The following is a 25,167-nucleotide window of genomic DNA, read 5'->3' as shown; positions in this document are numbered from 1 at the left end:
CTCGGCGCGCCGCGACCACCCCCTTCTCTTTGACTACCTGCCACCTGGCAGGTAACGTAGTAGACCGTGCCCGCGCCGTCGTGCTCGCTGTGTCGTTTCCAGCGCGCCGATGTGAGTGCGCGAGCATTCCGGTGCCTGAGCTCTTGGGTCGATCCTCGGATCGACCCCGGGCCCAGCCCGGACCATCGAGCCGGTGGTACGTGGCGATTGCGACGCTCAGCGTCGCAGGTGCCGTTTGCCGTCGGCGCCCACAGCCCGTAGAGACCACCGCCGGGGAACACCCCGGTCCAGCTCGAGAAGACACGGAGACGTAGTGCCTACGATCCAGCAGCTCGTCCGCAAGGGGCGGACCTCGAAGGCAGGGAAGTCCAAGACTCCCGCCCTCAAGGGTTCCCCGCAGCGGCGTGGTGTGTGCACGCGTGTGTACACCACCACCCCCAAGAAGCCGAACTCCGCACTGCGCAAGGTCGCACGCGTGAAGCTCTCGTCCCAGATCGAGGTCACCGCGTACATCCCCGGTGTCGGCCACAACCTCCAGGAGCACTCCATCGTGCTCGTCCGCGGCGGTCGTGTGAAGGACCTCCCCGGTGTCCGCTACAAGATCGTCCGTGGCGCGCTCGACACCCAGGGCGTCAAGAACCGCAAGCAGGCTCGCAGCCGCTACGGTGCCAAGAAGGAGAAGAGCTAATGCCTCGTAAGGGCCCCGCCCCGAAGCGGCCGCTCATCGTCGACCCTGTCTACGGTTCCCCGGTCGTCACGCAGCTCATCAACAAGGTCCTCCTGGACGGCAAGAAGTCGACCGCCGAGGCGATCGTCTACGGTGCCCTCGAGGGTGTCCGCGCGAAGACCGACGGCGACCCCGTCGTCGTCCTCAAGCGTGCTCTCGAGAACGTGCGCCCGGCCCTCGAGGTCCGCTCGCGCCGTGTCGGTGGCGCGACCTACCAGGTCCCCGTCGAGGTGCGCCCCACGCGTTCCACGACGCTCGCGCTGCGCTGGCTCACGGACTACTCGCGCGCTCGTCGCGAGAAGACCATGACCGAGCGCCTCATGAACGAGATCCTCGACGCGAGCAACGGCCTCGGCGCCGCGGTCAAGCGTCGTGAGGACATGCACAAGATGGCCGAGTCCAACAAGGCCTTCGCGCACTACCGCTGGTAGTCCGACCGACCGGCCCTGGGGGTTCACCCCCGGGGCCGTCGGCGGGTCCGGCCGGTTTCGGTAGAAGCAGCGCCCCCGACTCAACCCACACAAAGGGGAAGTACCCGTGGCACTTGACGTGCTGACCGACCTGAACAAGGTCCGCAACATCGGCATCATGGCCCACATCGATGCCGGTAAGACCACGACCACCGAGCGCATCCTGTTCTACACCGGGGTGAACTACAAGATCGGTGAGACGCACGACGGCGCATCGACGACCGACTGGATGGAGCAGGAGAAGGAGCGCGGCATCACGATCACGTCTGCCGCCGTGACCTGCTTCTGGAACAAGAACCAGATCAACATCATCGACACCCCTGGCCACGTGGACTTCACGGTCGAGGTCGAGCGCTCCCTGCGTGTGCTCGACGGCGCTGTCGCTGTCTTCGACGGCAAGGAGGGCGTCGAGCCCCAGTCCGAGACCGTCTGGCGCCAGGCCGACAAGTACAACGTCCCGCGCATCTGCTTCGTCAACAAGATGGACAAGCTCGGCGCGGACTTCTACTTCACGGTCGACACCATCGTGAACCGCCTCAAGGCCAAGCCGCTGGTCATCCAGCTGCCGATCGGTGCCGAGAGCGACTTCACGGGCGTCGTCGACCTGCTCGAGATGCGCGCACTCGTGTGGCGCGGCGAGACGAAGATGGGCGAGGCCTACGAGGTCGAGGAGATCCCCGCGGACCTCCTGGAGAAGGCGCAGCAGTACCGCGCCCAGCTCATCGAGGACGTCGCCGAGGCCGACGAGGAGCTCCTCGAGAAGTACCTCAACGGCGAAGAGCTGTCGATCGCGGAGATCAAGTCCGCGATCCGCAAGCTCACCGTCTCCGGCGAGGCCTTCCCGGTGCTCTGCGGCTCCGCGTTCAAGAACAAGGGCGTCCAGCCCATGCTCGACGCGGTCATCGACTTCCTCCCCTCGCCCCTGGACGTCCCGGCCATCAACGGCCACGACGTCAAGGACGAGGAGAAGGTCGTCGAGCGCCACCCCGACGCGACCGAGCCCTTCTCGGCTCTCGCGTTCAAGGTTGCCTCGCACCCGTTCTTCGGCAAGCTGACGTACGTCCGCGTCTACTCCGGCCAGGTCACGCCGGGCACCCAGGTGCTCAACGCGACCAAGGGCAAGAAGGAGCGTCTGGGCAAGATCTTCCAGATGCACTCCAACAAGGAGAACGCGGTCGAGCTCGGCAGCGCCGGGCACATCTACGCGTTCATCGGCCTCAAGGACACGACGACCGGTGACACCCTGTGTGACATCGCGAACCCCGTGGTCCTCGAGTCGATGACCTTCCCGGAGCCCGTCATCGACGTGGCCATCGAGCCCAAGACGAAGGCCGACCAGGAGAAGCTCTCGGTCGCCATCCAGAAGCTCGCCGAGGAGGACCCGACCTTCCGCGTCAAGCTCGACGAGGAGACCGGCCAGACCGTCATCGGCGGCATGGGCGAGCTCCACCTCGACATCCTCGTCGACCGCATGCGTCGCGAGTTCAACGTCGAGGCCAACGTCGGCAAGCCGCAGGTCGCGTACCGCGAGACCATCCGCCGTACCGCGGAGAAGATCGACTACACGCACAAGAAGCAGACCGGTGGTTCGGGTCAGTTCGCCAAGGTGCAGGTCACCTTCGAGCCTCTCGACCTGACCGAGGGCGGCGAGCTCTACGAGTTCAAGAACGCCGTCACCGGTGGTCGCATCCCGCGTGAGTACATCCCGTCGGTCGACGCCGGTATCCAGGCCGCCCTCCAGCTGGGTGTCCTTGCCGGCTTCCCGCTGGTGGGCGTGAAGGCGACGCTCATCGACGGCGCGTACCATGATGTCGACTCTTCGGAGATGGCGTTCAAGATTGCCGGCTCGATGGTCCTCAAGGAGGGCGTCAAGCGGGCGGACCCGGTTCTGCTGGAGCCGGTCATGGCGGTCGAGGTGCGTACGCCCGAGGAGTACATGGGCGACGTGATCGGCGACCTCAACTCTCGTCGCGGCATGATCCAGTCCATGGAGGACGCGACGGGTGTGAAGGTCGTCCGTGCTCAAGTACCGTTGTCCGAGATGTTCGGGTACATCGGTGACCTGCGGTCCAAGACCCAGGGTCGCGCTGTGTACTCGATGTCATTCGACAGCTACGCCGAGGTTCCTCGGAACGTTGCCGAAGAGATCATCAAGAAGACCCGGGGCGAGTGAGTCCCCACAGGTCGAAGACCCTGTAACAACCATCAACCTGTAGCGACCCGCACGCCCCGCAGATGTCTTGCGCATCTGCATCGTTCGGCACAACTACCCAAGTCCCAGGAGGACCCCAGTGGCGAAGGCCAAGTTCGAGCGGACCAAGCCGCACGTCAACGTCGGAACCATCGGTCACGTCGACCACGGTAAGACCACGCTGACGGCAGCGATCTCCAAGGTGCTGCACGACAAGTACCCGGACGTGAACCCCGAGTTCAAGTTCGACGAGATCGACAAGGCACCGGAAGAGAAGCAGCGCGGTATCACGATCAACATCGCGCACATCGAGTACGAGACGGACAAGCGTCACTACGCTCACGTCGACGCTCCCGGTCACGCCGACTACATCAAGAACATGATCACCGGTGCCGCTCAGATGGACGGCGCGATCCTCGTGGTCGCGGCGACCGACGGCCCGATGGCCCAGACGCGTGAGCACGTTCTGCTCGCCCGCCAGGTGGGTGTCCCCTACCTGCTGGTCGCGCTGAACAAGTCGGACATGGTCGAGGACGAGGAAATCCTCGAGCTCGTCGAGATGGAGGTGCGCGAGCTCCTCTCCTCGCAGGGCTTCGACGGTGACGAGGCCCCCGTGGTCCGCGTCTCCGGTCTGAAGGCTCTCGAGGGCGACCCCGAGTGGGTCAAGTCCGTCGAGGCGCTCATGGAGGCCGTGGACGAGAACGTCCCCGAGCCCGTCCGTGAGCTCGACAAGCCCTTCCTCATGCCCGTCGAGGACGTCTTCACGATCACCGGTCGTGGCACCGTCGTCACCGGCAAGGTCGAGCGCGGTACCCTCGCGGTCAACTCCGAGGTCGAGATCGTCGGCATCCGCAACCCGCAGAAGACCACGGTCACGGGTATCGAGACGTTCCACAAGCAGATGGACGAGGCTCAGGCCGGCGACAACACCGGTCTGCTGCTCCGCGGCATCAAGCGCGAGGACGTCGAGCGCGGCCAGGTCGTCGTCAAGCCGGGTTCGATCACCCCGCACACCGACTTCGAGGCTCAGGTCTACATCCTGGGCAAGGACGAGGGTGGGCGTCACAACCCGTTCTACTCGAACTACCGTCCGCAGTTCTACTTCCGCACCACGGACGTCACCGGCGTCATCACGCTGCCCGAGGGCACCGAGATGGTCATGCCCGGCGACAACACCGAGATGACGGTCGAGCTGATCCAGCCGATCGCCATGGAGGAGGGCCTCGGCTTCGCCATCCGTGAGGGCGGCCGTACGGTCGGTTCGGGCCGTGTCACGAAGATCATCAAGTGATCTTCTGACCACCTGATCCACCCCGGCAGTTCCTGAGCGTCGCGCTCGGGGCGCCGGACAGGATTGACCGAAGGGCCCGGGTACCGCAAGGTACCCGGGCCCTTCGGCGTACCTGGACGCCTCGCGACGCTGACGCCCCCTCGGCGTACCTGGGGCGCCTTGCTGTCCCGGGGTCGGCGGGGGCGGCGCCGGCACGCCCCAGCGGCGGGGGAGGGCGGCAGCGGGTGGTGACGGACCGGCGGGCAGGCGCGTCACCGCCCGACGGCGTCGCTCGCCGCACGCATGGACGTCACGTCGGCCTGGTGGGCGCGCCCCGTCCTGCGGAGAACGGGTGCTTCGGACGTGGTCGTGCGGGTCGGGGTCCCGCAGGGGCGCCGGGCGCGCCGACGACGTCCCCGGTGCTGGCCGCTGCGGTGCCGAGCGATGTGACGGAGATCCGGTTCTCGGCCGCGACCGGCTCCGGGGTCGGCGTCGTCGCAGGTGAGGTCGCTGCCGGGAGAGCCGTGGCCCGGTCGGGCGGCGCACAGGGATGGCCGGGCCGGGACGGCGACGGGGCCGCGGTTCGGCGAGAGAGCGTGCGGCGGTTACCCTGGAGGTACGACGTGCCCGCTCGACGCGTGCGCACGTCGGTCGTCGCGTGGCGACCGACCCTCGTGGTCGACGTCTCACGTACGGCGATTGGTCTTCCACGGATTCCTGTGGCAGACTGTTCAGGTTGCCTGTTACGGGTGCGCTCTTTCATGTGTCGAACAGTGTGTTGAACCGCTAAGTATGCGGACCTCGGTCTTACGGGATTGCCGCGGGTTGAGCTCTCTGTCGACACAGATCGAGGACCCCGCGGAGCTCAGGTTCTGCACAGGCTCGACAACGTTGTGAACGGCTGTGACGCCGTCGGGCGCCAGAAGTTGGCCCGATGTGTCAGCGGTTCACATATCCAACGGCCCTGCACCGTTCTCGGTGCGTGCGCTCGGTAGGTCGCGATAGGCGACACGCCCGAGCGCGGGGGTCGGACAGCTAGCGGTTCGAGAGAGAGAGTCAGACGACGCCATGGCGGGACAGAAGATCCGCATCCGGCTCAAGTCCTACGACCACGAGGTGATTGACAGCTCGGCGCGCAAGATCGTCGACACTGTCACCCGCGCTGGTGCAACGGTCGTGGGCCCGGTGCCGCTGCCGACGGAGAAGAACGTCTTCTGCGTCATCCGGTCGCCTCACAAGTACAAGGACAGCCGCGAGCACTTCGAGATGCGCACGCACAAGCGGCTTATCGACATCATCGATCCCACGCCGAAGGCCGTCGACTCGCTCATGCGTCTCGACCTGCCTGCGGACGTGAACATCGAGATCAAGCTCTGAGGCGGGAGGACAACATGACTACGCCCCAGCAGAACGAGCGGCCCGTCACGGCCGTGCTCGGCACGAAGCTCGGCATGACCCAGCTCTGGGACGAGGCCGGCCGCCTGGTCCCCGTCACGGTCGTGGCCGTGGGCACGAACGTCGTGACCCAGGTCCGCACGGCGGAGACCGACGGTTACGCCGCGGTCCAGCTGGCCGCAGGCCAGATCGACCCGCGCAAGGTCACGAAGCCCCTCAAGGGCCACTTCGAGAAGGCCGGCGTCACGCCGCGCCGTCACGTGACCGAGATCCGCACCACCGATGCCGGTGAGTACACCCTCGGCCAGGAGATCACCGCGGAGGCCTTCGAGGCCGGCGCGAAGGTCGACGTCGTGGGCACCACCAAGGGCAAGGGCACCGCCGGTGTCATGAAGCGTCACGGCTTCCACGGCGTGGGTGCCTCCCACGGTGCGCACCGCAACCACCGCAAGCCTGGTTCGATCGGTGGGGCCTCGACCCCGTCGCGAGTCTTCAAGGGCGTGCGCATGGCTGGTCGGATGGGCTTCGACCGTCAGACCACGCAGAACCTGACCGTCCACGCGGTCGACGCAGAGAAGGGTCTGCTGCTCGTCAAGGGCGCAGTGCCCGGCCCCAAGGGCGGCGTCGTCCTCGTGCGTAGCGCCGTGAAGGGAGCATGACACTCATGGCAGCTCTCACTGTCGACGTCCTCGACGCCACGGGCAAGAAGGCCGGCACCACCGACCTTCCCGCCGAGGTGTTCGACGTCCAGACGAACGTCCCGCTGATCCACCAGGTTGTCGTCGCGCAGCTCGCTGCAGCCCGTCAGGGCACGCACGACACCAAGAGCCGCGGCGAGGTCCGCGGTGGTGGACGCAAGCCGTACAAGCAGAAGGGCACCGGCCGCGCCCGTCAGGGTTCGACCCGTGCGCCTCAGTTCGCCGGCGGTGGGGTCGTTCACGGCCCGACGCCGCGCGACTACAGCCAGCGCACCCCCAAGAAGATGAAGGCTGCCGCCCTGCGCGGTGCCCTCTCCGACCGGGCTCGTGCCGGCCGTGTCCACGTCGTGACCGGCTTCGGGATCGACGGCCAGCCGTCGACCAAGGCCGCGATCAACTCGCTCGCCAACCTCTCTCCCCGCAAGCACGTGCTCGTGGTGCTGGAGCGTGGCGACGAGCTGACGAGCAAGTCCCTCCGCAACGCGGAGCAGGTGCACCTCCTGGTCGCTGACCAGCTGAACACCTACGACGTGCTCGTCTCCGACGACGTGGTCTTCACCGAGGGCGCACTCGCTGCGTTCCTCGCCGGACCCGCCACGGGCTCTTCGGTCAAGGCCGTCGCGTCCGAGTCGGAAGCAGCTGACGAGGCCGAGGAGGCCGCGAAGTGACCGCCGTGACGAAGGACCCCCGCGACATCCTGCTCGCGCCGGTGGTCTCCGAGAAGAGCTACGGGCTCCTCGACGAGGGTAAGTACACCTTCCTCGTGGACCCGCGGGCCAACAAGACCGAGATCAAGATTGCCGTCGAGCAGATCTTCTCGGTCAAGGTTGCCTCCGTGAACACGATCAACCGCAAGGGCAAGACCCGGCGGACGCGTTTCGGGCTGGGCAAGCGCAAGGACACCAAGCGTGCGATCGTCACCCTCCGCGAGGGCACGATCGACATCTTCGGCGGGCCGGTCGGCTGAGGCCGGACGAGAGCAGATTGAGGACAGATCCCCATGGGAATCCGTAAGTACAAGCCGACGACGCCCGGCCGCCGCGGCTCGAGCGTTGCCGACTTCGTCGAGATCACGCGCTCGCAGCCGGAGAAGTCGCTGGTCCGTCCGCTCACCAAGAGCGGTGGCCGCAACAGCACCGGTCGCATCACCACCCGTCACAAGGGTGGTGGCCACAAGCGCGCATACCGCGTCATCGACTTCCGTCGTCACGACAAGGACGGCGTGCCCGCGAAGGTCGCTCACATCGAGTACGACCCCAACCGCACGGCACGCATCGCGCTCCTGCACTACGCGGACGGCGAGAAGCGCTACATCATCGCGCCGAACAAGCTGAAGCAGGGCGACGTCGTCGAGAACGGCGCCGGCGCTGACATCAAGCCCGGCAACAACCTGCCGCTGCGCAACATCCCGACCGGTACGGTCATCCACGCCATCGAGCTCAAGCCCGGTGGCGGCGCGAAGATCGCCCGTTCGGCTGGTGCGTCCGTGCAGCTCGTCGCCAAGGACGGCCCCTACGCCCAGCTGCGTATGCCGTCCGGTGAGATCCGCAACGTCGACCTGCGCTGCCGCGCGACGGTCGGCGAGGTGGGCAACGCCGAGCAGTCGAACATCAACTGGGGCAAGGCCGGCCGCATGCGCTGGAAGGGCAAGCGCCCCTCCGTCCGTGGTGTCGCCATGAACCCGATCGACCACCCCCACGGTGGTGGTGAGGGCAAGACCTCCGGTGGACGCCACCCGGTGAGCCCCTGGGGCCAGCCTGAAGGCCGTACCCGCCGTCCCAACAAGCCGAGCGACAAGCTGATCGTGCGTCGTCGCCGTACCGGCAAGAAGCGCTGATAGGAGCCTGACAGATGCCACGCAGCCTGAAGAAGGGCCCCTTCGTCGACGGACACCTTCAGAAGAAGGTGGACGTCCAGAACGAGAAGGGGACCAAGAACGTCATCAAGACCTGGTCCCGTCGGTCGGTCATCACGCCCGACTTCCTCGGTCACACTTTTGCCGTGCACGACGGACGCAAGCACACTCCGGTGTTCGTCACCGAGTCGATGGTTGGCCACAAGCTCGGCGAGTTCGCACCCACCCGGACCTTCCGCGGCCACGTGAAGGACGACAAGAAGGGCCGTCGTCGCTGATCTGCGTGCAGACGCAGATCACGAGACGACGACTCCGAACGTCATGACGAGACAAGAAGGCAGGACAGCAATGGAAGCCAAGGCGCAGGCGCGGTTCGTCCGTGTCACGCCCCAGAAGGCCCGGCGCGTCGTGGACCTCATCCGTGGCAAGCAGGCCACCGAGGCCGTCGCGGTGCTGAAGTTCGCACCGCAGGCCGCGAGTGAGCCGATCCGCAAGGTCGTGGAGAGCGCGATCGCGAACGCACGGGTGAAGGCCGACCGCGCGAGCGTGGCATTCGACGAGCAGGAGCTCGTCGTTGCCCAGGCGTTCGTGGACGAGGGCCCGACCCTCAAGCGGTTCCGGCCTCGCGCTCAGGGGCGCGCGAGCCAGATCCTCAAGCGGACGAGCCACATCACCGTGGTTCTCGCTCCGCGCGAAGACACGAAGGGAAGGGCCCGATAGTGGGACAGAAGGTTCACCCGCACGGGTACCGCCTCGGCATCACCACCGACCACCGGTCGCGTTGGTTCGCCGACAGCACCAAGCCCGGACAGCGGTACCGCGACTACGTCCGTGAGGACGTGCAGATCCGCAAGCTCATGGCCACGGGCCTCGAGCGTGCCGGCATCTCCAAGGTCGAGATCGAGCGCACCCGTGACCGTGTGCGTGTGGACATCCACACGGCACGTCCGGGCATCGTGATCGGCCGCCGTGGCGCAGAGGCAGACCGCATCCGCGGCGAGCTCGAGAAGCTCACGGGCAAGCAGGTCCAGCTCAACATCCTCGAGGTCAAGAACGCTGAGATCGATGCTCAGCTCGTGGCCCAGGGGATCGCCGAGCAGCTCGCGAGCCGCGTGTCCTTCCGTCGTGCGATGCGCAAGGGCATGCAGTCCGCGCAGCGCGCCGGCGCCAAGGGCATCCGCGTGCAGTGCTCGGGTCGTCTCGGCGGCGCCGAGATGAGCCGTTCGGAGTTCTACCGCGAAGGCCGTGTGCCGCTGCACACGCTCCGCGCGAACATCGACTACGGCTTCTTCGAGGCCCGCACCACCTTCGGCCGTATCGGCGTCAAGGTGTGGATCTACAAGGGCGACATGACCGAGAAGGAGTTCGCTGCGCAGCAGGCGACCGCCGCTCCCCGCCAGGGCCGTGGTGGCCCCCGCGGTGGCGACCGTCCTGACCGTGGTGGAGACCGTCGCGGTGCTGGTCGTCGCAACGAGCGTCCGGCACAGTCCGAGGCACCTGCAGCCGCAGGGGCGGAGGCACCTGTCGCCGAGAAGGCTCCTGAGTCCGGAACGGAGGCCTGAGCATGCTTATCCCGCGCAGGCTGAAGCACCGCAAGCAGCACCACCCGTCGCGCTCCGGCGCGTCGAAGGGTGGCAACCAGATCGCGTTCGGCGAGTTCGGCATCCAGGCTCTCGAGCCTGCGTACGTCACGAACCGCCAGATCGAGGCTGCTCGTATCGCGATGACCCGCCACATCAAGCGAGGCGGAAAGGTCTGGATCAACATCTACCCGGACCGTCCGCTGACCAAGAAGCCGGCGGAGACCCGCATGGGTTCTGGTAAGGGTTCGCCCGAGTGGTGGATCGCCAACGTCAAGCCCGGCCGCATCGTCTTCGAGCTGGCCGGTGTCCCGGAGCCTCTGGCTCGTGAGGCCATGCGCCGCGCGATCCACAAGCTCCCGATGAAGTGCCGTTTCGTGGTGCGCGAGGGTGGTGGCAACTGATGGCTATCGGAACCAAGGAACTGGCTTCGAGCGAGCTCGACACGTTCGACGACGAGAAGCTCGTCGCCGAGCTGAAGAAGGCCAAGGAGGAGCTTTTCAACCTCCGTTTCCAGTCGGCCACCGGTCAGCTGGAGAGCCACGGTCGCCTGAAGGCCGTGCGTCGCGACATCGCGCGGATCTACACGATCCTGCGCGAGCGCGAGCTCGGTATCCGTACCGCACCGAGCGTGAGTGAGTGAGGCTGGAATGAGCGAGAACGCAACGAACGCCGCACCGGTGACCGAGACGGCCGCTGAGCAGCGCGCCAACCGCAAGACGCGGCGCGGCTACGTGGTGAGCGACAAGATGGACAAGACCGTCGTGATCGAGGTCGAGGACAGGGTCAAGCACCCTCTCTACGGCAAGGTCATCCGGCGCACGAGCAAGGTCAAGGTCCACGACGAGCAGAACGCTGCTGGTGTCGGTGACCTCGTCCTTATCATGGAGACCCGCCCGCTGTCCGCGACCAAGCGGTGGCGCCTGGTGGAGATCCTCGAGAAGGCCAAGTAGGCCCTGCGCCTACCAGGTCGTGACCGGCGGGGGTCCCGCCCGCCACGACCGGTCTCGGGCCGCACGTAGGTGCGGCAACCAGTAGACAGGTCGGCGGGACCCCGCCGCACCTGGCCGGTTCACCCGCAAGGGACCCGGCACTGACAGCTATCCGTTCGGCAAGGCTCGCCTGGCGAGAACCAGCTCGACGACAGGAGTTCACTACATGATCCAGCAGGAGTCGCGACTTCGCGTCGCCGACAACACGGGTGCCAAGGAGATTCTCTGCATCCGTGTTCTCGGTGGTTCGGGCCGTCGCTACGCCGGAATCGGCGACGTCATCGTCGCAACCGTTAAGGACGCTATCCCCGGCGGCAACGTGAAGAAGGGCGACGTCGTGAAGGCGGTCGTCGTCCGCACCGCCAAGGAGCGCCGTCGTCCGGACGGTTCCTACATCAAGTTTGACGAGAACGCGGCCGTGATCCTCAAGAACGACGGCGAGCCCCGTGGCACGCGCATCTTCGGCCCCGTGGGCCGTGAGCTGCGTGACAAGCGGTTCATGAAGATCATCTCGCTGGCTCCGGAGGTGCTCTGAACATGGCGAAGATCAAGAAGGGCGACCTGGTGGTCGTCATCTCTGGCAAGGACCGCGCGAGCCAGGGTCGCGTGCTCGAGGTCCTCACGGACTCCGACCGTGTGATCGTCGAGGGCATCAACCGCGTGACGAAGCACACCAAGGTGGGCCAGTCCCAGCGCGGGACGCGTACCGGTGGCATCGAGGTCGTCGAGGCGCCGATCCACGTGAGCAACGTGATGGTCGTCGACCCGGAGACCAAGAAGGGCACCCGCGTCGGGTACCGCACCGAAGAGGTCGAGCGTGACGGCCGTACGCGCAAGGTTCGCGTGCGCGTCGCCAAGCGTTCCGGTAAGGACATCTGATGAGCACTGAACTGCAAGCCCCTGAGATCGCGCGTCTCAAGCAGCGCTACCGCGACGAGATCGTCGCCGGCCTCCTCGAGGAGTTCGGCCACGAGAACGTCAACCAGGTTGCACGACTGACGAAGATCGTCGTCAACATGGGTGTCGGCGACGCGGCCAAGGACTCGAAGCTCATCGAGGGTGCCATCCGCGACCTCTCGGCCATCACCGGCCAGAAGCCGCAGGTCACCAAGGCCCGGAAGTCCATCGCACAGTTCAAGCTGCGTGAGGGCATGCCGATCGGCGCGCACGTCACGCTGCGTGGCGACCGCATGTGGGAGTTCCTCGACCGCCTGCTGTCGATCGCTCTGCCCCGTATCCGCGACTTCCGCGGACTCTCGGCCAAGCAGTTCGACGGCCACGGCAACTACACCTTCGGTCTCACGGAGCAGTCGATGTTCCACGAGATCGACCAGGACAAGATCGATCGCGTCCGCGGTATGGACATCACGATCGTGACGACGGCGACGACCGATGACGAGGGCCGCTCCCTGCTGCGCCGTCTCGGCTTCCCCTTCAAGGAGAACTGACATGGCGAAGAAGGCCCTGGTCAACAAGGCAGCCGCAAAGCCTAAGTTCGCGGTCCGCGCCTACACTCGCTGCCAGAAGTGCGGTCGCCCGCACTCCGTGTACCGCAAGTTCGGCCTGTGCCGTATCTGCGTCCGCGAGATGGCACACCGTGGCGAGCTTCCCGGCGTCACCAAGAGCAGCTGGTAACAACTACGTCGCAGGTCTGGCACGGTTCCCCTCGGGGAACCGGCCAGATACCCCGGCGAGGAAGGGCTGAAGCCCAATGACGATGACCGACCCGATCGCAGACATGCTGACCCGTCTGCGTAACGCGAACTCGGCTTACCACGAGACGGTTCAGATGCCGTTCTCGAAGCTGAAGTCGCACATTGCTGAAATCCTGCAGGCCGAGGGCTACATCTCCGGCTGGACCGTCGAGGACGCCCCCGTGGGCAAGTACCTCACGATCCAGCTGAAGTTCGGCCCGAACCGTGAGCGCTCCCTTGCCGGTGTGCGCCGCGTGTCGAAGCCCGGTCTGCGTGTGTACGCGAAGTCGACCAACCTGCCCAAGGTTCTCGGTGGCCTCGGCGTGGCGATCCTGTCCACGTCCTCCGGCCTCCTGACCGACCGTCAGGCAGCCAAGAAGGGCGTGGGCGGAGAAGTCCTCGCCTACGTCTGGTAATCGGAAAGGAGAGATACGCCATGTCTCGTATCGGCAAGATCCCCGTTCCGGTTCCCGCCGGAGTGGATGTCACGATCAGCGGCGCGCTGGTGACGGTCAAGGGCCCGAAGGGTTCCTTGGAGCACACCATCCCCGCCCCCATCGAGGTCTCCCAGGACGCTGACACCCTCGTGGTGACGCGCCCCAACGACGAGCGTGCCTCGCGCGCTCTGCACGGCCTGACCCGGACCCTCCTCGCGAACCTGGTGACCGGTGTCACCCAGGGCTACGAGAAGAAGCTCGAGATCGTCGGTACCGGTTACCGCGTGACCGCGAAGGGCACTGACCTGGAGTTCGCTCTCGGTTTCAGCCACCCCGTCGTGATCTCCGCGCCGGCCGGCATCACCTTCGCCGTCGAGTCCCCGACCAAGTTCTCGGTCTCGGGCATCGACAAGCAGCAGGTCGGCGAGGTCGCTGCGAACATTCGCAAGATCCGCAAGCCCGAGCCGTACAAGGGCAAGGGTGTGCGGTACGCCGGCGAGGTCGTCCGCCGCAAGGTCGGAAAGGCTGGTAAGTAATGGCTCTCAAGGTTCTCGGCAAGGGCAAGGCAGTCTCGCGCAAGCGTCGCCACCTCCGCCTGCGCAAGAAGATCGCCGGCACGGCTGCTCGTCCCCGCCTCGTGGTGACGCGCTCCGCGCGCCACATCACGGCGCAGATCGTGGACGACAGCATCGGCCAGACCGTTGCTTCCGCTTCGACCATCGAGGGCGACCTGCGGTCGTTCGACGGTGACAAGAGCGCGAAGGCCCGCAAGGTCGGCGAGCTCGTCGCCGAGCGTGCCAAGGCCGCTGGTGTCGACTCGGTCGTCTTCGACCGCGGTGGCAACAAGTACCACGGCCGGGTGGCTGCAGTCGCCGACGGGGCCCGCGAAGGCGGTCTGTCCCTGTGATGATGGCCGAAACCACCACCGTGTACACGGTACGGAAGCAAAGGATTCTCTGATGGCTGCAGGGCAGCGCAGCAACACCGGCGCCCCTACGGGTGCCGCCAACGAGTCGACCGACCGCAACTCCGGAGGCCGCGGCGGCGATCGTCGCGACGGTCGCCGTGGTGACGGTCGCCGTGGTGACGCCGCCGAGAAGAACGCCTTCGTCGAGCGCGTCGTCACGATCAACCGCGTGTCCAAGGTCGTCAAGGGTGGCCGCCGCTTCAGCTTCACCGCGCTCGTCGTGGTGGGCGATGGCGACGGAACCGTCGGCGTCGGCTACGGCAAGGCGAAGGAAGTTCCCGCGGCGATCGCCAAGGGTGTCGAGGAGGCCAAGAAGAACTTCTTCAAGGTTCCCCGCATCCAGGGCACCATCCCTCACCCCATCCAGGGTGAGGCAGCCGCCGGCGTCGTCTTCCTGCGTCCGGCCGCTCCGGGTACCGGTGTCATCGCCGGTGGACCGGTGCGCGCCGTGCTGGAGTGCGCGGGCATCCACGACGTCCTGAGCAAGTCGCTCGGTTCGTCCAACGCGATCAACATCGTGCACGCGACGGTCGAGGCACTTCGCAACCTGGAGCAGCCTGAGGCTGTTGCAGCGCGTCGTGGCCTGCCGCTCGAGGCCGTGGCTCCGGCCGCGCTCCTGCGTGCACGTGCAGCTGGGGTAGGTGCGTGATGGCTCGACTCAAGGTGACCCAGACGAAGTCCGCCATCGGCGGCAAGCAGAATCAGCGCGACACGCTGCGCACTCTGGGCCTCAAGCGGATCGGCGACACCGCCGTGAAGGAGGACCGCCCGGAGATCCGCGGCATGGTCGCAACGGTGGCGCACCTCGTCGCCGTTGAGGAGGTCGAGTGATCATGGCTGAGAAGGCCAAGAAGGAGACCGCGGTCGAGGCTTCGACCGACGCTCCGAAGAAGAAGGCTCCTGCCAAGAAGGCTGCTGCGACCGAGGCCCCCAAGGCCGAGGCTCAGCAGACCGTCGGCGCTGGTGGCACCCTCAAGGTCCACCACCTCCGTCCCGCCCCCGGCGCCAAGAAGGCCAAGACCCGTGTGGGTCGTGGTGAGGCGTCGAAGGGTAAGACGGCCGGCCGTGGTACCAAGGGCCAGAAGGCTCGCTACCAGGTGCCGGAGCGCTTCGAGGGTGGTCAGATGCCGCTGCACATGCGTCTGCCCAAGCTTCGTGGCTTCAAGAACCCGTTCCGTACGGAGTACCAGGTCGTGAACCTGGACAAGCTCTCCGCGCTGTACCCCGAGGGTGGCTCCGTCACCGTCGAGGACCTGGTCGCCAAGGGAGCCGTCCGCAAGGGCGAGCTCGTCAAGGTGCTCGGCACGGGTGAGGTCACCGTCAAGCTCGAGGTCGCGGTCGACGCGTACTCGGCTTCCGCCAAGGACAAGATCCTTGCGGCCGGTGGCTCCGTCTCGGAGGACTGACACGTAGGACAGGGCCGATAGCGCGATGCGCTGTCGGCCCTGTCTGCGTCTAGGGGTGGAGCCGGTGCCGCCCCCTCGTGGGGGAACGTTAGAATCATCGCCGGTTGTCTCAAATTGCCGTCCATCGCGGCGCAGCGGCTAGGGTGCCCATGGCGTCCCGTGCCTGGTGCGTCACATCTCGCCGATCAACCGGCGACACGACATCCCGCCTCGGCGGGCCAGGAGGATAGGTGCTCAGCGCATTCGCCCGGGCTTTCCGGACACCTGACCTGCGGCGCAAGCTGCTGTTCACGATCGCGATCATGGCGATCTTCCGTGTGGGCTCGTTCATCCCGACCCCTGGTGTGGACTACGGCAACGTCCAGCAGTGCATCGCCACGCAGGGCCAGAACGACCTCCTGGGCATGGTGAACCTGTTCAGCGGTGGCGCCCTGCTCCAGCTCTCGATCTTCGCGCTCGGCATCATGCCGTACATCACCGCGAGCATCATCGTCCAGCTCCTCCGGGTGGTCATCCCTCACTTCGAGGCGCTCCACAAGGAGGGCCAGTCCGGTACCGCGAAGCTCACGCAGTACACGCGCTACCTGACGATCGCCCTCGCGATCCTGCAGTCCACGACGGTCATCACGACCGCGCGCAGCGGGCTCCTGTTCCAGGGCTGCCCCGTCCCCGTGATCCCGGACGACAGCTTCATGACCTCGGCGATCATGGTCATCACCATGACCGCCGGCACGGGCCTCATCATGTGGCTCGGTGAGCTGATCTCCGAGCGCGGCGTCGGCAACGGCATGTCGCTGCTGATCTTCACGTCGATCGCGGCGAGCTTCCCCGGTGCGCTGTGGTCCATCGCGGGCGGCTCGAACGGTGCCCTCAACTTCACGATCATGATCGCGGTCATCGTCCTGGTCATCGGCCTGGTCGTCTTCGTCGAGCAGTCGCAGCGCCGTGTGCCCGTCCAGTACGCGAAGCGCATGGTCGGCCGCAAGATGTACGGCGGCTCGAGCACCTACATCCCGATCAAGATCAACATGTCGGGCGTCATCCCCGTCATCTTCGCGTCGTCGCTGCTCGCCGTGCCGGGGCTCGTCGCCCAGTTCGGCGACACGACGGCCGGGTGGGTCCAGTGGGTCACGAAGTACCTCGCGGACCCGGCCTCACCGGTCCACATCTCGATCTACGTGGTCCTCATCGTCTTCTTCTGCTTCTTCTACACGGCGATCACGTTCAACCCGGACGAGGTCGCGGACAACATGAAGAAGTACGGCGGCTTCATCCCGGGCATCCGGGCCGGCCGCCCGACGGCTGAGTACCTCGACTACGTCATCACCCGCATCACGTCGGCGGGTGCCATCTACCTCGCGCTCGTTGCGCTCATCCCGACGCTCGTCCTGGTCCTGCTGGGGGTGAGCACCAACATCCCGTTCGGTGGTAGCTCCATCCTCATCGTGGTGGGCGTCGGTCTCGAGACGGTCAAGCAGATCGACTCGCAGCTGCAGCAGCGTCACTACGAAGGGTTCCTCCGTTGACCTCAGAGTTGACCGCCGACGCTCAGCGTCCCGGCACACGCTCCGCTCGCCTGATCATCATGGGCCCTCAGGGGGCCGGCAAGGGCACCCAGGCGGCTCGCCTGGCGGAGCACTACGGCGTCCCGGCGATCTCCACGGGTGACATCTTCCGTGCGAACATCAAGGGCGGCACCGAGCTGGGCAAGCTGGTGCAGGAGTACACGGCCAAGGGCGACCTCGTGCCCGACTCGGTGACGAACGACATGGTCCGTGACCGCCTCGCGCAGGACGACGTCGCGCGCGGCTTCATCCTCGACGGCTACCCGCGCAACGCGGCCCAGGTCGTGGAGCTCGACGGGATCCTCGCTGACCTCGGGGTCGAGCTGGACGCCGTGCTCGAGCTCACCGCGGACCGGGACGAGCTCCTGGCCCGTCTGCGCAAGCGTGCGGAGATCGAGGGGCGTGAGGACGACACCGAGGAGGCGATCGCCCGTCGTCTCGACATCTACGCCGAGCAGACCGCTCCGCTGACGTCCGCGTACGCGGAGCGGGGCCTCCTGGCCCAGGTCGACGGCATCGGTGAGATCGACGACGTGACCGCGCGTCTCGTCGAGGCCCTCGCGCCTCTCGTCGGCTGATCCCGGGACGGTAGGGCGAGAGAAGTGTTCGGTCGCGAGAAGATCGAGTACAAGACGGTCGACCAGGTGCGCACCATGCGCCGGGCGGGACTGGTGGTCGCTGACGCGCTCGCCACGGTCCGTTCGGCGGTGCGCCCCGGCATGACGACCGCGGACCTGGACGCGCTCGCGGCGGCCGTGATCGGCGATGCCGGTGCGACGCCGTCGTTCCTGGGCTACCACGGGTACCCGGCGACGTTGTGCGTGTCCGTGAACGACGAGGTCGTGCACGGCATCCCGGGGACGCGCGAGCTGCTCCCCGGCGACGTCGTGTCGGTCGACTGCGGTGCGATCGTCGACGGGTGGCACGGGGACTCCGCGTTCTCGTTCGTCCTCCCCGAGGCGGACCCGGCCGACGTCGCGCTCGTCGAGGCGACCGAGCGGGCGCTCTGGGCCGGTATCGCGGCGCTGGCGACCGGCGAGCGCCTGGGTGACGTCGGCAACGCGGTGGAGGACTCGATCGAGGAGTCCTCGGCGGCGGACGGCATCCGCTACGGGATCATCGAGGAGTACGTGGGGCACGGCATCGGTACCTCGATGCACCAGCCCCCGGACGTCCTGAACTATCGGACGCGGGAGCGGGGACCGCGGCTCAAGCCGGGCATGTGCCTCGCGATCGAGCCCATGGTGACCCGGGGCGAGCGCTTCACGCAGGTGCTCGAGGACGACTGGACCGTCGTGACCGACGACGGCGCCCGTGCTGCTCACTGGGAGCACAGCGTCGCCATCCTCGAGGACGGGATCTGGGTGCTGACGGCCCCTGACGGCGGCGCGGCGAAGCTCGCCGAGCTCGGCGTGACCGTCGCCCCGCTCGACTGACCGTGCTCACGACGACGGCCCGTCACCGACCTTCACCGGCGGGGGCGGGCCGTCGTCGTGCCGGCACGGGCCGGGGGCCGTGGGGCCGGACGGCTCCCACCCGACCCCCACGACGGACCCGCACGGGCCGCGTGGCCCAGCGCACAGGGGGTCCGGTTCCCTCTGGCGGATCGATGCCGTAGGATAGTCCGCTGGGTGTAGTCCGCGTTCCCTGTTCGGGTCCAACCGACCGGGCAGCAGGGCGGAATGCACACGACGTCCACTCACCGGTCCTCGTAGAGCGCGGGTGCGTGGGAAGCAGTTCGGACGAGAGTTAGCGGAGGATATGGCAAAGAAGGACGGTGTCATCGAGATCGAGGGCAGCGTGGTCGAGGCCCTGCCGAACGCGATGTTCCGCGTGGAGCTGGCCAACGGGCACAAGGTTCTGGCTCACATCTCGGGCAAGATGCGACAGCACTACATCCGGATCCTCCCCGAGGACCGAGTGGTGGTGGAGCTGAGCCCGTACGACCTGTCCCGTGGCCGGATCGTCTACCGCTACAAGTAGTCGTCAAGAATCCACCACTCGAAACAACTGCTGCCGCAGGCCTGGGTTCGCCCGCGCGTGCGTGCGGCGGCGGAGGAACAGACTGATGAAGGTCAAGCCCAGCGTCAAGAAGATCTGCGACAAGTGCAAGGTGATCCGCCGGCACGGTCGCGTCATGGTGATCTGCGAGAACCTGCGTCACAAGCAGCGCCAGGGCTGAGTCCCCGGCGCTCCGGCGCACGGTGATGCAGGTCCGCGAGAGCGGACCGATCGCCAGGCACCCTCGGGTGCCAACCAGCGCACCACCACGAACCTCACGGTCGGGCCGCACAGGCCCACTGAGGGGAACCCCCGGCTCGGAGGCCGGGGCCCGCAGCTCCGCGGGAAGATGGTGCGGTAGACCTCCGAACGAAGTAACAGGAGCCGGAAGGCACATGGCACGTCTTGTCGGCGTCGACCTCCCCCGCGAGAAGCGGCTCGAGATCGCGCTCACCTACATCTACGGCGTCGGCCGTACCCGCGCCCAGCAGACGCTGGCCGCCACCGGGATCTCCCCGGACGTTCGCGTGAAGGACCTCGGTGACACCGAGCTCGTCGCGCTGCGTGACTACCTCGAGGGCAACTACAAGCTCGAGGGTGACCTCCGCCGTGAGGTGGCTGCTGACATTCGCCGCAAGGTCGAGATCGGCTGCTACGAGGGCCTGCGTCACCGCCGCGGCCTGCCCGTCCGCGGGCAGCGCACCAAGACCAACGCGCGTACCCGCAAGGGACCCAAGCGCACCGTGGCCGGCAAGAAGAAGGCCCGCTAAGCAGTAGTCCGTGGGACGCGTGCAGCCTGCCTGAGCCTCGTGCTCACCCGCGCAGCGCACGCCGACCCGGTCCGAACACCTCAGACCAGGAGAAGATCCAGAAATGCCTCCCAAGACTCGCGCCACCGCGGCCCGCAAGCCGCGCCGCAAGGACAAGAAGAACGTCCCCCACGGCCAGGCGCACATCAAGAGCACGTTCAACAACACGATCGTGTCCATCACGGACCCGACCGGTGCCGTCATCGCCTGGGCCTCGGCCGGGCACGTCGGCTTCAAGGGCTCGCGCAAGTCGACGCCGTTCGCCGCGCAGCTCGCTGCTGAGTCCGCGGCCCGCCGCGCCCAGGAGCACGGCGTCAAGAAGGTCGACGTCTTCGTCAAGGGCCCCGGCTCCGGCCGTGAGACCGCGATCCGTTCGCTGACCGCGACCGGCCTCGAGGTCGGCTCGATCCAGGACGTCACGCCCCAGGCTCACAACGGCTGCCGCCCCCCGAAGCGTCGCCGCGTCTGATCCTCTGCTCCGCTCGTCGTCGCGCCGCGCCCGGCCCTGCCGGTCGGCGCGACGACGGGCGCAGCACCCTGGACGGGTGGACAGAGTCCCGTCCAGGAGCACGCGTTACCCGTGATGCGTCATATAGCGGACGCACACCGAAAGGAACACACCAGTGCTGATCGCACAGCGCCCCACCCTGACCGAAGAGGTCATCTCGGAGAACCGTTCGCGCTTCTCCATCGAGCCGCTCGAGCCTGGCTTCGGCTACACCCTCGGCAACTCGCTTCGTCGCACCCTGCTCTCGTCCATCCCGGGCGCTGCAGTGACCTCGATCCGCATCGATGGTGTCCTCCACGAGTTCACCACCGTCGCCGGTGTCAAGGAAGACGTCACCGAGATCATCCTCAACATCAAGAACCTCGTGGTCTCCTCGGAGAACGACGAGCCGGTCGTGATGTACCTGCGCAAGCAGGGTGCTGGCGCGGTCACTGCCGCGGACATCGTGCCGCCGGCGGGCGTGGAGGTCCACAATCCGGACCTGCACATCGCCACCCTCAACGACAAGGGCAAGCTCGAGATCGAGCTGACGGTCGAGCGTGGACGTGGCTACGTCTCCGCCAACCAGAACAAGTCCTTCGACGCCGAGATCGGCCGTGTTCCTGTCGACTCGATCTACTCGCCGGTCCTCAAGGTCACGTACAAGGTCGAGGCGACCCGTGTCGAGCAGCGCACCGACTTCGACAAGCTGATCGTCGACGTCGAGACGAAGCAGGCGATCTCGCCGCGCGACGCGCTGGCCTCGGCCGGCAAGACGCTCGTCGAGCTCTTCGGGCTCGCCCGTGAGCTGAACGTCGAGGCCGAGGGCATCGAGATCGGCCCGTCCCCGACGGACGCCGCTCTGGCTGCGGACCTTGCGCTCCCGATCGAGGAGCTCAACCTCACGATCCGCTCGTACAACTGCCTCAAGCGCGAGGGCATCCACCAGGTCGGCGAGCTCGTCGCTCGTAGCGAGGCAGACCTGCTGGACATCCGGAACTTCGGCGCGAAGTCCATCAACGAGGTCAAGGAGAAGCTCGCCGAGCTCGGCCTGAACCTCAAGGACTCGCCGCTGGACTTCGACCCCTCGACGGCCGACTACTACGAGGCCGACGAGGACGAGGCGACGTTCTCCGACGGGCAGCAGCAGTACTGACCTTCCGTGCGAGCGGCTCGGCCGCACGCACGATCCACTTCTAAGGAGCAAGATCAATGCCTACCCCCACCAAGGGTCCGCGGCTCGGCGGTGGCCCGGCTCACGAGCGCCTCATCCTCGCGAACCTGTCCACGGCGCTCTTCGAGCACGGCCGCATCACGACGACCGAGACCAAGGCGAAGCGTCTTCGTCCGCTGGCCGAGCGTCTCATCACGTTCGCGAAGCGCGGTGACCTCTCGGCCCGTCGTCGCGTCATGACCGTGGTCCGCGACAAGTCCGTCGTGCACACGCTCTTCACCGAGATCGCCCCGCAGATGGCGGAGCGCAACGGTGGCTACACCCGCATCACGAAGGTCGGCAACCGCAAGGGCGACAACGCCCCCATGGCCGTCATCGAGCTCGTGACCGAGCCCGTCAGCCCCAAGCAGGCTGTCGTGCGCGAGGCCGAGAAGGCTGCGAAGAAGTCCAGCAAGCCCAAGGCTGCCAAGGTCGAGGAGGCTCCCGTCGAGGACGCCGCGATCGAGGACGCACCCGTCGTCGAGGACGCTCCCGTCGTGGAGGACGCCCCCGTCGAGGACGCGAAGGACTCGAAGGAGAAGTGATCCTCTCCCGGCTCTGCCGGGAAGGTCTCTCCTGAAGGGCCCGGCACCATCTGGTGCCGGGCCCTTCGTCGTGCCCGACGGCGGAGCGCCCCGTGGGGCGTGCGCGGCCCTCGCGCGGTGCGTCCGCCGGGACGCAGGCGTCTGGGGGGCGGAGGGGTCGCCGCGCGGCGGGGCGGCCCGGCAGGGGTGGGTCGTGCGCCGTCGGGCGGGGCCGACGCCGCGCGCCGTCGGGTCGGGGGGCCGAACCGGCGGGCGTCCGGTGCGGCCCGTGCCGCGGGGCGGGCGTGCCGCCCCTAGATTGGTCCGTATGGGTCTGCCGGTGCTGTTCGTCCACGGTTCGCGCACGTCCCGCACGATGTGGCGGGCGCAGCTCGAGGCCATGGAGCGCGCGGGCATCGAGGCCGTCGCGGTCGACCTGCCGGGGCACGGTGTCCGGACGGGCGAGGCGTTCACGCTCGACGGTGCCGTGGCGAGCGTCGTCGGAGCGGTGGACGACCTGGGAGGTCGGGCGCTCGTCGTCGGGCTCTCGCTGGGCGGGTACGTGGGGATCGAGCACCGCGCGCGCTTCCCCGAGCAGGTCGCGGGGCTCGTCGCGGCGAGCTGCTGCACGGTCCCGGCGTCGAGGCTGCGTGGCGCGTGGCGCGTCGCCGCCGACCGCATCGAGAGGCTGCCGGACAACGGTGCTGCGCTCAACCAGGCCCTCGTCAACCGCACCCTGCCCGCCGCGGGCATCGAGGACATCGGTGCGGGCGGGTTCGCGCTCACGACCATGACGGCGATCCTCGACGAGGTGGGTCAGACGGAGCCGTTGGCGGCACTGGGGAGGACCGACTCGCCCGTGTGGTTCGTCAACGGGCGGTGGGACCACTTCCGGTTCGGTGAGCGCGCGTACCTCGCCGCCGCGCGCGCGGGTGGGGCGCGGGCCGAGCTCGTCGTGATCCCGGGCGCCAAGCACCTCGTGAGCCTCGACCGTCCCGTCGCGTTCAACCGGGCGGTCCTCGCGGCGCACGCCGACCTCAGCGGCGCGGACGACCGTCCGACCCAGGTCAGGTGAGAGGCAGGTCCCAGGCCCTGGCCCCGCCGACCAGGGCCGCGGAGTTGGGGACGATCACGACGTCGTCGCCGAGCCGCTCGAGCGCGGACGGCGTGATCTGGCGCGAGTTGCCGCCGCCGAGGTAGAGCCGGTCCCACCAGAACACGGGGCGCAGCCCGTCGACGAGCGCGACGACGCGGCGCGACCACAGGCCGTTCCCGAGCCGACGGCGCTCGACCTCACCGATGTACTCGTCGTAGGTGGTCCCGCGCCGCACGGGGGCGTGCGACCACTCGAGGTGAGGGGCGAGGCGTCCGCCGTGGAACAGGGCGGAGCCGAGCCCTGTCCCGAGCGTGAGGACGAGCTCGAGGCCCGACGCGGCGATGACCCCCGCCCCGTGGACCTCGGCGTCGTTGAGCACGAGGGCCGGCACGCCCAGCCGCTCGCGGACGGCCGCCTGGACGTCGAAGCTGGCCCACTGCTCGGCGAGCTCCGGGTCGATCCTGCTGCGCGGGCCGTAGCGGGTGATGTAGTGCGGGGTGTGCACGACGACGCCACGGCGGATCATGCCGGGCATGCCGACCGTGACGCGCGCGGCCGGGGGCAGACGCTCGGCGATCTGCGCGATCACGTCGACCAGGAGCGAGGGCGGCAGCGGGTAGGGCGTGGGGACCCGGACGGCCGTCGCGTGCGCGGTCCCGGCGGCGTCCAGCACGTTGGCCTTGATGCCGCCCCCGCCGCAGTCCACCGCGAGGGTGCGCAGGTCGGGGGAGCCGGGGTCGTCGGGGCGTTCGGGCATGTCAGCACAGTATCGGCGCTAGCGTAGGTGCACGTGACGAACGAGCAGCCGGTCCGTGTCCGCCTGGACCTCGCCTACCAGGGGACGGCCTTCGCCGGCTGGGCCACCCAGCCCGGCCTGCGGACCGTCCAGGGAGTCCTCGAGGAGGGCCTGGGGCAGGTCCTGCGAGGTGACCCGCCGCGTCTGACGGTCGCCGGGCGGACCGACTCCGGGGTCCACGCGCGGGGGCAGGTGGCCCACGTGGACCTGCCGAGGGCCGCGTGGGACGCGATGCCGGGCAGGTCGGACCGGCAGCCCGGTGACGCGCTCGTCGCGCGCCTCACGGGGGTCCTGCCCGGTGACGTCGTGGTGCACCGCGCGACGCTCGCCCCCGAGGGGTTCGACGCGCGCTTCTCGGCGGTGTACCGCAGCTACACGTTCCGCATCGTCGACGACCCTGCCCTGCGGGACCCCCTGCGGCGCGAGTGGGTCCTGTGGAACCGCAAGCGGCTCGACGCCGACGCGATGCACGCGGCCCTCCAGCCGCTGCTCGGGGTCCGGGACTTCGCGGCGTTCTGCAAGCCGCGTCCCGGCGCCACGACGATCCGCGAGCTGCAGCACCTGTCGTGGGAGCGGGCGACCGAGGGCCCGGACGAGGGGCTCGTCGTCGCGCACGTGCGTGCCGACGCGTTCTGCCACAACATGGTCCGCGCCCTGGTCGGAGCGTCGGTCGCCGTGGGGGAGGGGCGCCGCCCCGTCTCGTGGCCCGCGGAGGTCCTGGCGGCCCGGCGCCGGGACGCGGGCGCGGGCGTCGTGCCGCCGCACGGCCTGGTCCTCGAGGCCGTCAGCTACCCGCCCGACGACGAGCTCGCGGCCCGTGCCGAGCGCGTCCGCGCGGTCCGCATGGACGAGGACGTGTGGGACGCGGGTCCTTCCGGGACGGTCGCCACCACCACGCCCTAGGTGTACCCGGCCAGGAGGTTGGTGTCAGTTCCGGTTGTTGAAGGGAGGACCTCCGGGCTTAGTGGAGATGTCGAAGTCTTCACAACCCGGA

Annotated in this window: 37 protein-coding genes; 36 read left to right on the top strand and 1 reads right to left on the bottom strand. The window is 67.8% G+C overall.

Annotated elements, in window-relative coordinates:
• Positions 1-313: 313 nt before the first annotated feature.
• The 35 genes from rpsL to NHG27_RS17500 all read left to right on the top strand — a co-directional run bounded on the left by rpsL (position 314) and on the right by NHG27_RS17500 (position 23,356).
• Positions 314-688, top strand: coding sequence for a 30S ribosomal protein S12 (gene rpsL, locus NHG27_RS17670; RefSeq protein ID WP_030151943.1), 375 nt, complete (start codon positions 314-316; stop codon positions 686-688).
• A complete protein-coding gene (rpsG, locus tag NHG27_RS17665; protein WP_030151942.1) occupies positions 688-1,158 on the top strand; it encodes a 30S ribosomal protein S7 in 471 nt (156 codons plus the stop codon). Before rpsL ends, rpsG begins: the two co-directional genes overlap by 1 nt.
• Positions 1,159-1,264: 106 nt before the next feature.
• Positions 1,265-3,370, top strand: a complete 2,106-nt coding sequence (fusA, locus tag NHG27_RS17660) for an elongation factor G (protein WP_497017170.1) — start codon at positions 1,265-1,267, stop codon at positions 3,368-3,370.
• Between the two features lie 118 nt (positions 3,371-3,488).
• Positions 3,489-4,679 (top strand): elongation factor Tu, encoded by a 1,191-nt coding sequence (gene tuf / locus NHG27_RS17655; protein ID WP_193718677.1) that lies wholly within the window; start codon positions 3,489-3,491, stop codon positions 4,677-4,679.
• Between the two features lie 1,047 nt (positions 4,680-5,726).
• The gene (gene rpsJ, locus NHG27_RS17650; RefSeq protein WP_012867945.1) at positions 5,727-6,035 is read left to right on the top strand and encodes a 30S ribosomal protein S10; all 309 of its coding nucleotides are present in this window, start codon (positions 5,727-5,729) and stop codon (positions 6,033-6,035) included.
• Between the two features lie 14 nt (positions 6,036-6,049).
• On the top strand, positions 6,050-6,712 hold the full coding sequence (gene rplC, locus NHG27_RS17645; RefSeq protein WP_030151939.1) for a 50S ribosomal protein L3: 663 nt from the start codon (positions 6,050-6,052) through the stop codon (positions 6,710-6,712).
• Positions 6,713-6,717: 5 nt separating this feature from the next.
• Complete coding sequence (gene rplD, locus NHG27_RS17640) at positions 6,718-7,419, top strand: 50S ribosomal protein L4 (protein ID WP_138825547.1); 702 nt, start codon at positions 6,718-6,720, stop codon at positions 7,417-7,419.
• On the top strand, positions 7,416-7,718 hold the full coding sequence (rplW, locus tag NHG27_RS17635) for a 50S ribosomal protein L23 (protein ID WP_030151937.1): 303 nt from the start codon (positions 7,416-7,418) through the stop codon (positions 7,716-7,718). Before rplD ends, rplW begins: the two co-directional genes overlap by 4 nt.
• Before the next feature lie 33 nt (positions 7,719-7,751).
• Positions 7,752-8,588, top strand: coding sequence for a 50S ribosomal protein L2 (gene rplB / locus NHG27_RS17630; RefSeq protein WP_193718678.1), 837 nt, complete (start codon positions 7,752-7,754; stop codon positions 8,586-8,588).
• Between the two features lie 14 nt (positions 8,589-8,602).
• Positions 8,603-8,884 carry a 30S ribosomal protein S19 gene (rpsS, locus tag NHG27_RS17625; protein WP_012867940.1) on the top strand — a complete coding sequence of 94 codons (282 nt, stop codon included), beginning with the start codon at positions 8,603-8,605 and terminating at the stop codon, positions 8,882-8,884.
• 70 nt (positions 8,885-8,954) lie between these two features.
• Positions 8,955-9,326, top strand: a complete 372-nt coding sequence (gene rplV, locus NHG27_RS17620) for a 50S ribosomal protein L22 (RefSeq protein WP_193718679.1) — start codon at positions 8,955-8,957, stop codon at positions 9,324-9,326.
• Positions 9,326-10,168, top strand: coding sequence for a 30S ribosomal protein S3 (rpsC, locus tag NHG27_RS17615; RefSeq protein ID WP_030151934.1), 843 nt, complete (start codon positions 9,326-9,328; stop codon positions 10,166-10,168). The genes rplV and rpsC overlap by 1 nt, the downstream gene beginning before the upstream one ends.
• 2 nt (positions 10,169-10,170) lie before the next feature.
• Positions 10,171-10,590 (top strand): 50S ribosomal protein L16, encoded by a 420-nt coding sequence (rplP, locus tag NHG27_RS17610; RefSeq protein WP_030151933.1) that lies wholly within the window; start codon positions 10,171-10,173, stop codon positions 10,588-10,590.
• The gene (rpmC, locus tag NHG27_RS17605) at positions 10,590-10,829 is read left to right on the top strand and encodes a 50S ribosomal protein L29 (protein ID WP_030151932.1); all 240 of its coding nucleotides are present in this window, start codon (positions 10,590-10,592) and stop codon (positions 10,827-10,829) included. The genes rplP and rpmC overlap by 1 nt, the downstream gene beginning before the upstream one ends.
• Before the next feature lie 7 nt (positions 10,830-10,836).
• A complete protein-coding gene (rpsQ, locus tag NHG27_RS17600) occupies positions 10,837-11,139 on the top strand; it encodes a 30S ribosomal protein S17 (protein WP_030151931.1) in 303 nt (100 codons plus the stop codon).
• A 205-nt stretch (positions 11,140-11,344) separates the two neighbouring features.
• Positions 11,345-11,713: a 50S ribosomal protein L14 gene (rplN, locus tag NHG27_RS17595; protein ID WP_021480431.1), complete on the top strand. Its 369-nt coding sequence runs from the start codon at positions 11,345-11,347 to the stop codon at positions 11,711-11,713.
• Between the two features lie 2 nt (positions 11,714-11,715).
• Positions 11,716-12,057 carry a 50S ribosomal protein L24 gene (rplX, locus tag NHG27_RS17590; protein WP_030151930.1) on the top strand — a complete coding sequence of 114 codons (342 nt, stop codon included), beginning with the start codon at positions 11,716-11,718 and terminating at the stop codon, positions 12,055-12,057.
• The gene (gene rplE, locus NHG27_RS17585; protein WP_030151929.1) at positions 12,057-12,626 is read left to right on the top strand and encodes a 50S ribosomal protein L5; all 570 of its coding nucleotides are present in this window, start codon (positions 12,057-12,059) and stop codon (positions 12,624-12,626) included. Before rplX ends, rplE begins: the two co-directional genes overlap by 1 nt.
• Position 12,627: 1 nt before the next feature.
• Positions 12,628-12,813 carry a type Z 30S ribosomal protein S14 gene (locus tag NHG27_RS17580; protein ID WP_012867931.1) on the top strand — a complete coding sequence of 62 codons (186 nt, stop codon included), beginning with the start codon at positions 12,628-12,630 and terminating at the stop codon, positions 12,811-12,813.
• A 76-nt stretch (positions 12,814-12,889) separates the two neighbouring features.
• A complete protein-coding gene (gene rpsH / locus NHG27_RS17575) occupies positions 12,890-13,288 on the top strand; it encodes a 30S ribosomal protein S8 (RefSeq protein WP_030151928.1) in 399 nt (132 codons plus the stop codon).
• 20 nt (positions 13,289-13,308) lie between these two features.
• On the top strand, positions 13,309-13,845 hold the full coding sequence (gene rplF / locus NHG27_RS17570; RefSeq protein WP_030151927.1) for a 50S ribosomal protein L6: 537 nt from the start codon (positions 13,309-13,311) through the stop codon (positions 13,843-13,845).
• Positions 13,845-14,216: a 50S ribosomal protein L18 gene (rplR, locus tag NHG27_RS17565; RefSeq protein WP_193718680.1), complete on the top strand. Its 372-nt coding sequence runs from the start codon at positions 13,845-13,847 to the stop codon at positions 14,214-14,216. The genes rplF and rplR overlap by 1 nt, the downstream gene beginning before the upstream one ends.
• A gap of 52 nt (positions 14,217-14,268) precedes the next feature.
• Positions 14,269-14,925 carry a 30S ribosomal protein S5 gene (rpsE, locus tag NHG27_RS17560; RefSeq protein ID WP_191791525.1) on the top strand — a complete coding sequence of 219 codons (657 nt, stop codon included), beginning with the start codon at positions 14,269-14,271 and terminating at the stop codon, positions 14,923-14,925.
• Complete coding sequence (gene rpmD, locus NHG27_RS17555) at positions 14,925-15,107, top strand: 50S ribosomal protein L30 (protein WP_030151924.1); 183 nt, start codon at positions 14,925-14,927, stop codon at positions 15,105-15,107. Before rpsE ends, rpmD begins: the two co-directional genes overlap by 1 nt.
• A gap of 2 nt (positions 15,108-15,109) precedes the next feature.
• A complete protein-coding gene (rplO, locus tag NHG27_RS17550; protein ID WP_193718681.1) occupies positions 15,110-15,682 on the top strand; it encodes a 50S ribosomal protein L15 in 573 nt (190 codons plus the stop codon).
• A 230-nt stretch (positions 15,683-15,912) separates the two neighbouring features.
• Positions 15,913-17,208, top strand: coding sequence for a preprotein translocase subunit SecY (secY, locus tag NHG27_RS17545; RefSeq protein ID WP_497017169.1), 1,296 nt, complete (start codon positions 15,913-15,915; stop codon positions 17,206-17,208).
• Complete coding sequence (locus NHG27_RS17540) at positions 17,205-17,825, top strand: adenylate kinase (RefSeq protein ID WP_265332914.1); 621 nt, start codon at positions 17,205-17,207, stop codon at positions 17,823-17,825. The genes secY and NHG27_RS17540 overlap by 4 nt, the downstream gene beginning before the upstream one ends.
• A 24-nt stretch (positions 17,826-17,849) precedes the next feature.
• Complete coding sequence (gene map, locus NHG27_RS17535) at positions 17,850-18,683, top strand: type I methionyl aminopeptidase (RefSeq protein ID WP_193718683.1); 834 nt, start codon at positions 17,850-17,852, stop codon at positions 18,681-18,683.
• Positions 18,684-19,008: 325 nt separating this feature from the next.
• A complete protein-coding gene (gene infA, locus NHG27_RS17530) occupies positions 19,009-19,230 on the top strand; it encodes a translation initiation factor IF-1 (protein ID WP_012867920.1) in 222 nt (73 codons plus the stop codon).
• 85 nt (positions 19,231-19,315) lie between these two features.
• Complete coding sequence (gene rpmJ / locus NHG27_RS17525; RefSeq protein WP_009740505.1) at positions 19,316-19,429, top strand: 50S ribosomal protein L36; 114 nt, start codon at positions 19,316-19,318, stop codon at positions 19,427-19,429.
• 214 nt (positions 19,430-19,643) lie between these two features.
• On the top strand, positions 19,644-20,018 hold the full coding sequence (rpsM, locus tag NHG27_RS17520; RefSeq protein WP_030151919.1) for a 30S ribosomal protein S13: 375 nt from the start codon (positions 19,644-19,646) through the stop codon (positions 20,016-20,018).
• 103 nt (positions 20,019-20,121) lie between these two features.
• Entirely contained in the window at positions 20,122-20,526 is a 405-nt protein-coding gene (gene rpsK / locus NHG27_RS17515; protein WP_030151918.1) for a 30S ribosomal protein S11, read from the top strand.
• 154 nt (positions 20,527-20,680) lie between these two features.
• The gene (locus NHG27_RS17510; protein WP_193718684.1) at positions 20,681-21,700 is read left to right on the top strand and encodes a DNA-directed RNA polymerase subunit alpha; all 1,020 of its coding nucleotides are present in this window, start codon (positions 20,681-20,683) and stop codon (positions 21,698-21,700) included.
• Positions 21,701-21,756: 56 nt separating this feature from the next.
• Positions 21,757-22,302 carry a 50S ribosomal protein L17 gene (gene rplQ, locus NHG27_RS17505; RefSeq protein ID WP_497017168.1) on the top strand — a complete coding sequence of 182 codons (546 nt, stop codon included), beginning with the start codon at positions 21,757-21,759 and terminating at the stop codon, positions 22,300-22,302.
• Between the two features lie 307 nt (positions 22,303-22,609).
• Complete coding sequence (locus NHG27_RS17500) at positions 22,610-23,356, top strand: alpha/beta fold hydrolase (RefSeq protein WP_497017167.1); 747 nt, start codon at positions 22,610-22,612, stop codon at positions 23,354-23,356.
• Here the strand turns inward: NHG27_RS17500 and NHG27_RS17495 are convergent.
• On the bottom strand, positions 23,349-24,134 hold the full coding sequence (locus tag NHG27_RS17495) for an ROK family protein (RefSeq protein ID WP_497017166.1): 786 nt from the start codon (positions 24,132-24,134) through the stop codon (positions 23,349-23,351). The two genes, NHG27_RS17500 and NHG27_RS17495, sit on opposite strands and share 8 nt — an antisense overlap.
• A 33-nt stretch (positions 24,135-24,167) precedes the next feature.
• On the opposite strand from NHG27_RS17495, the gene truA reads away from it, so the two are divergent.
• Entirely contained in the window at positions 24,168-25,076 is a 909-nt protein-coding gene (truA, locus tag NHG27_RS17490; RefSeq protein WP_497017165.1) for a tRNA pseudouridine(38-40) synthase TruA, read from the top strand.
• Positions 25,077-25,167 lie beyond the last annotated feature (91 nt).

This window comes from Oerskovia sp. 140933 (genome assembly GCF_059651515.1).
Note: the sequence above shows the minus strand (reverse complement) of the source record. Positions and strands in the feature narration are given on the sequence as shown.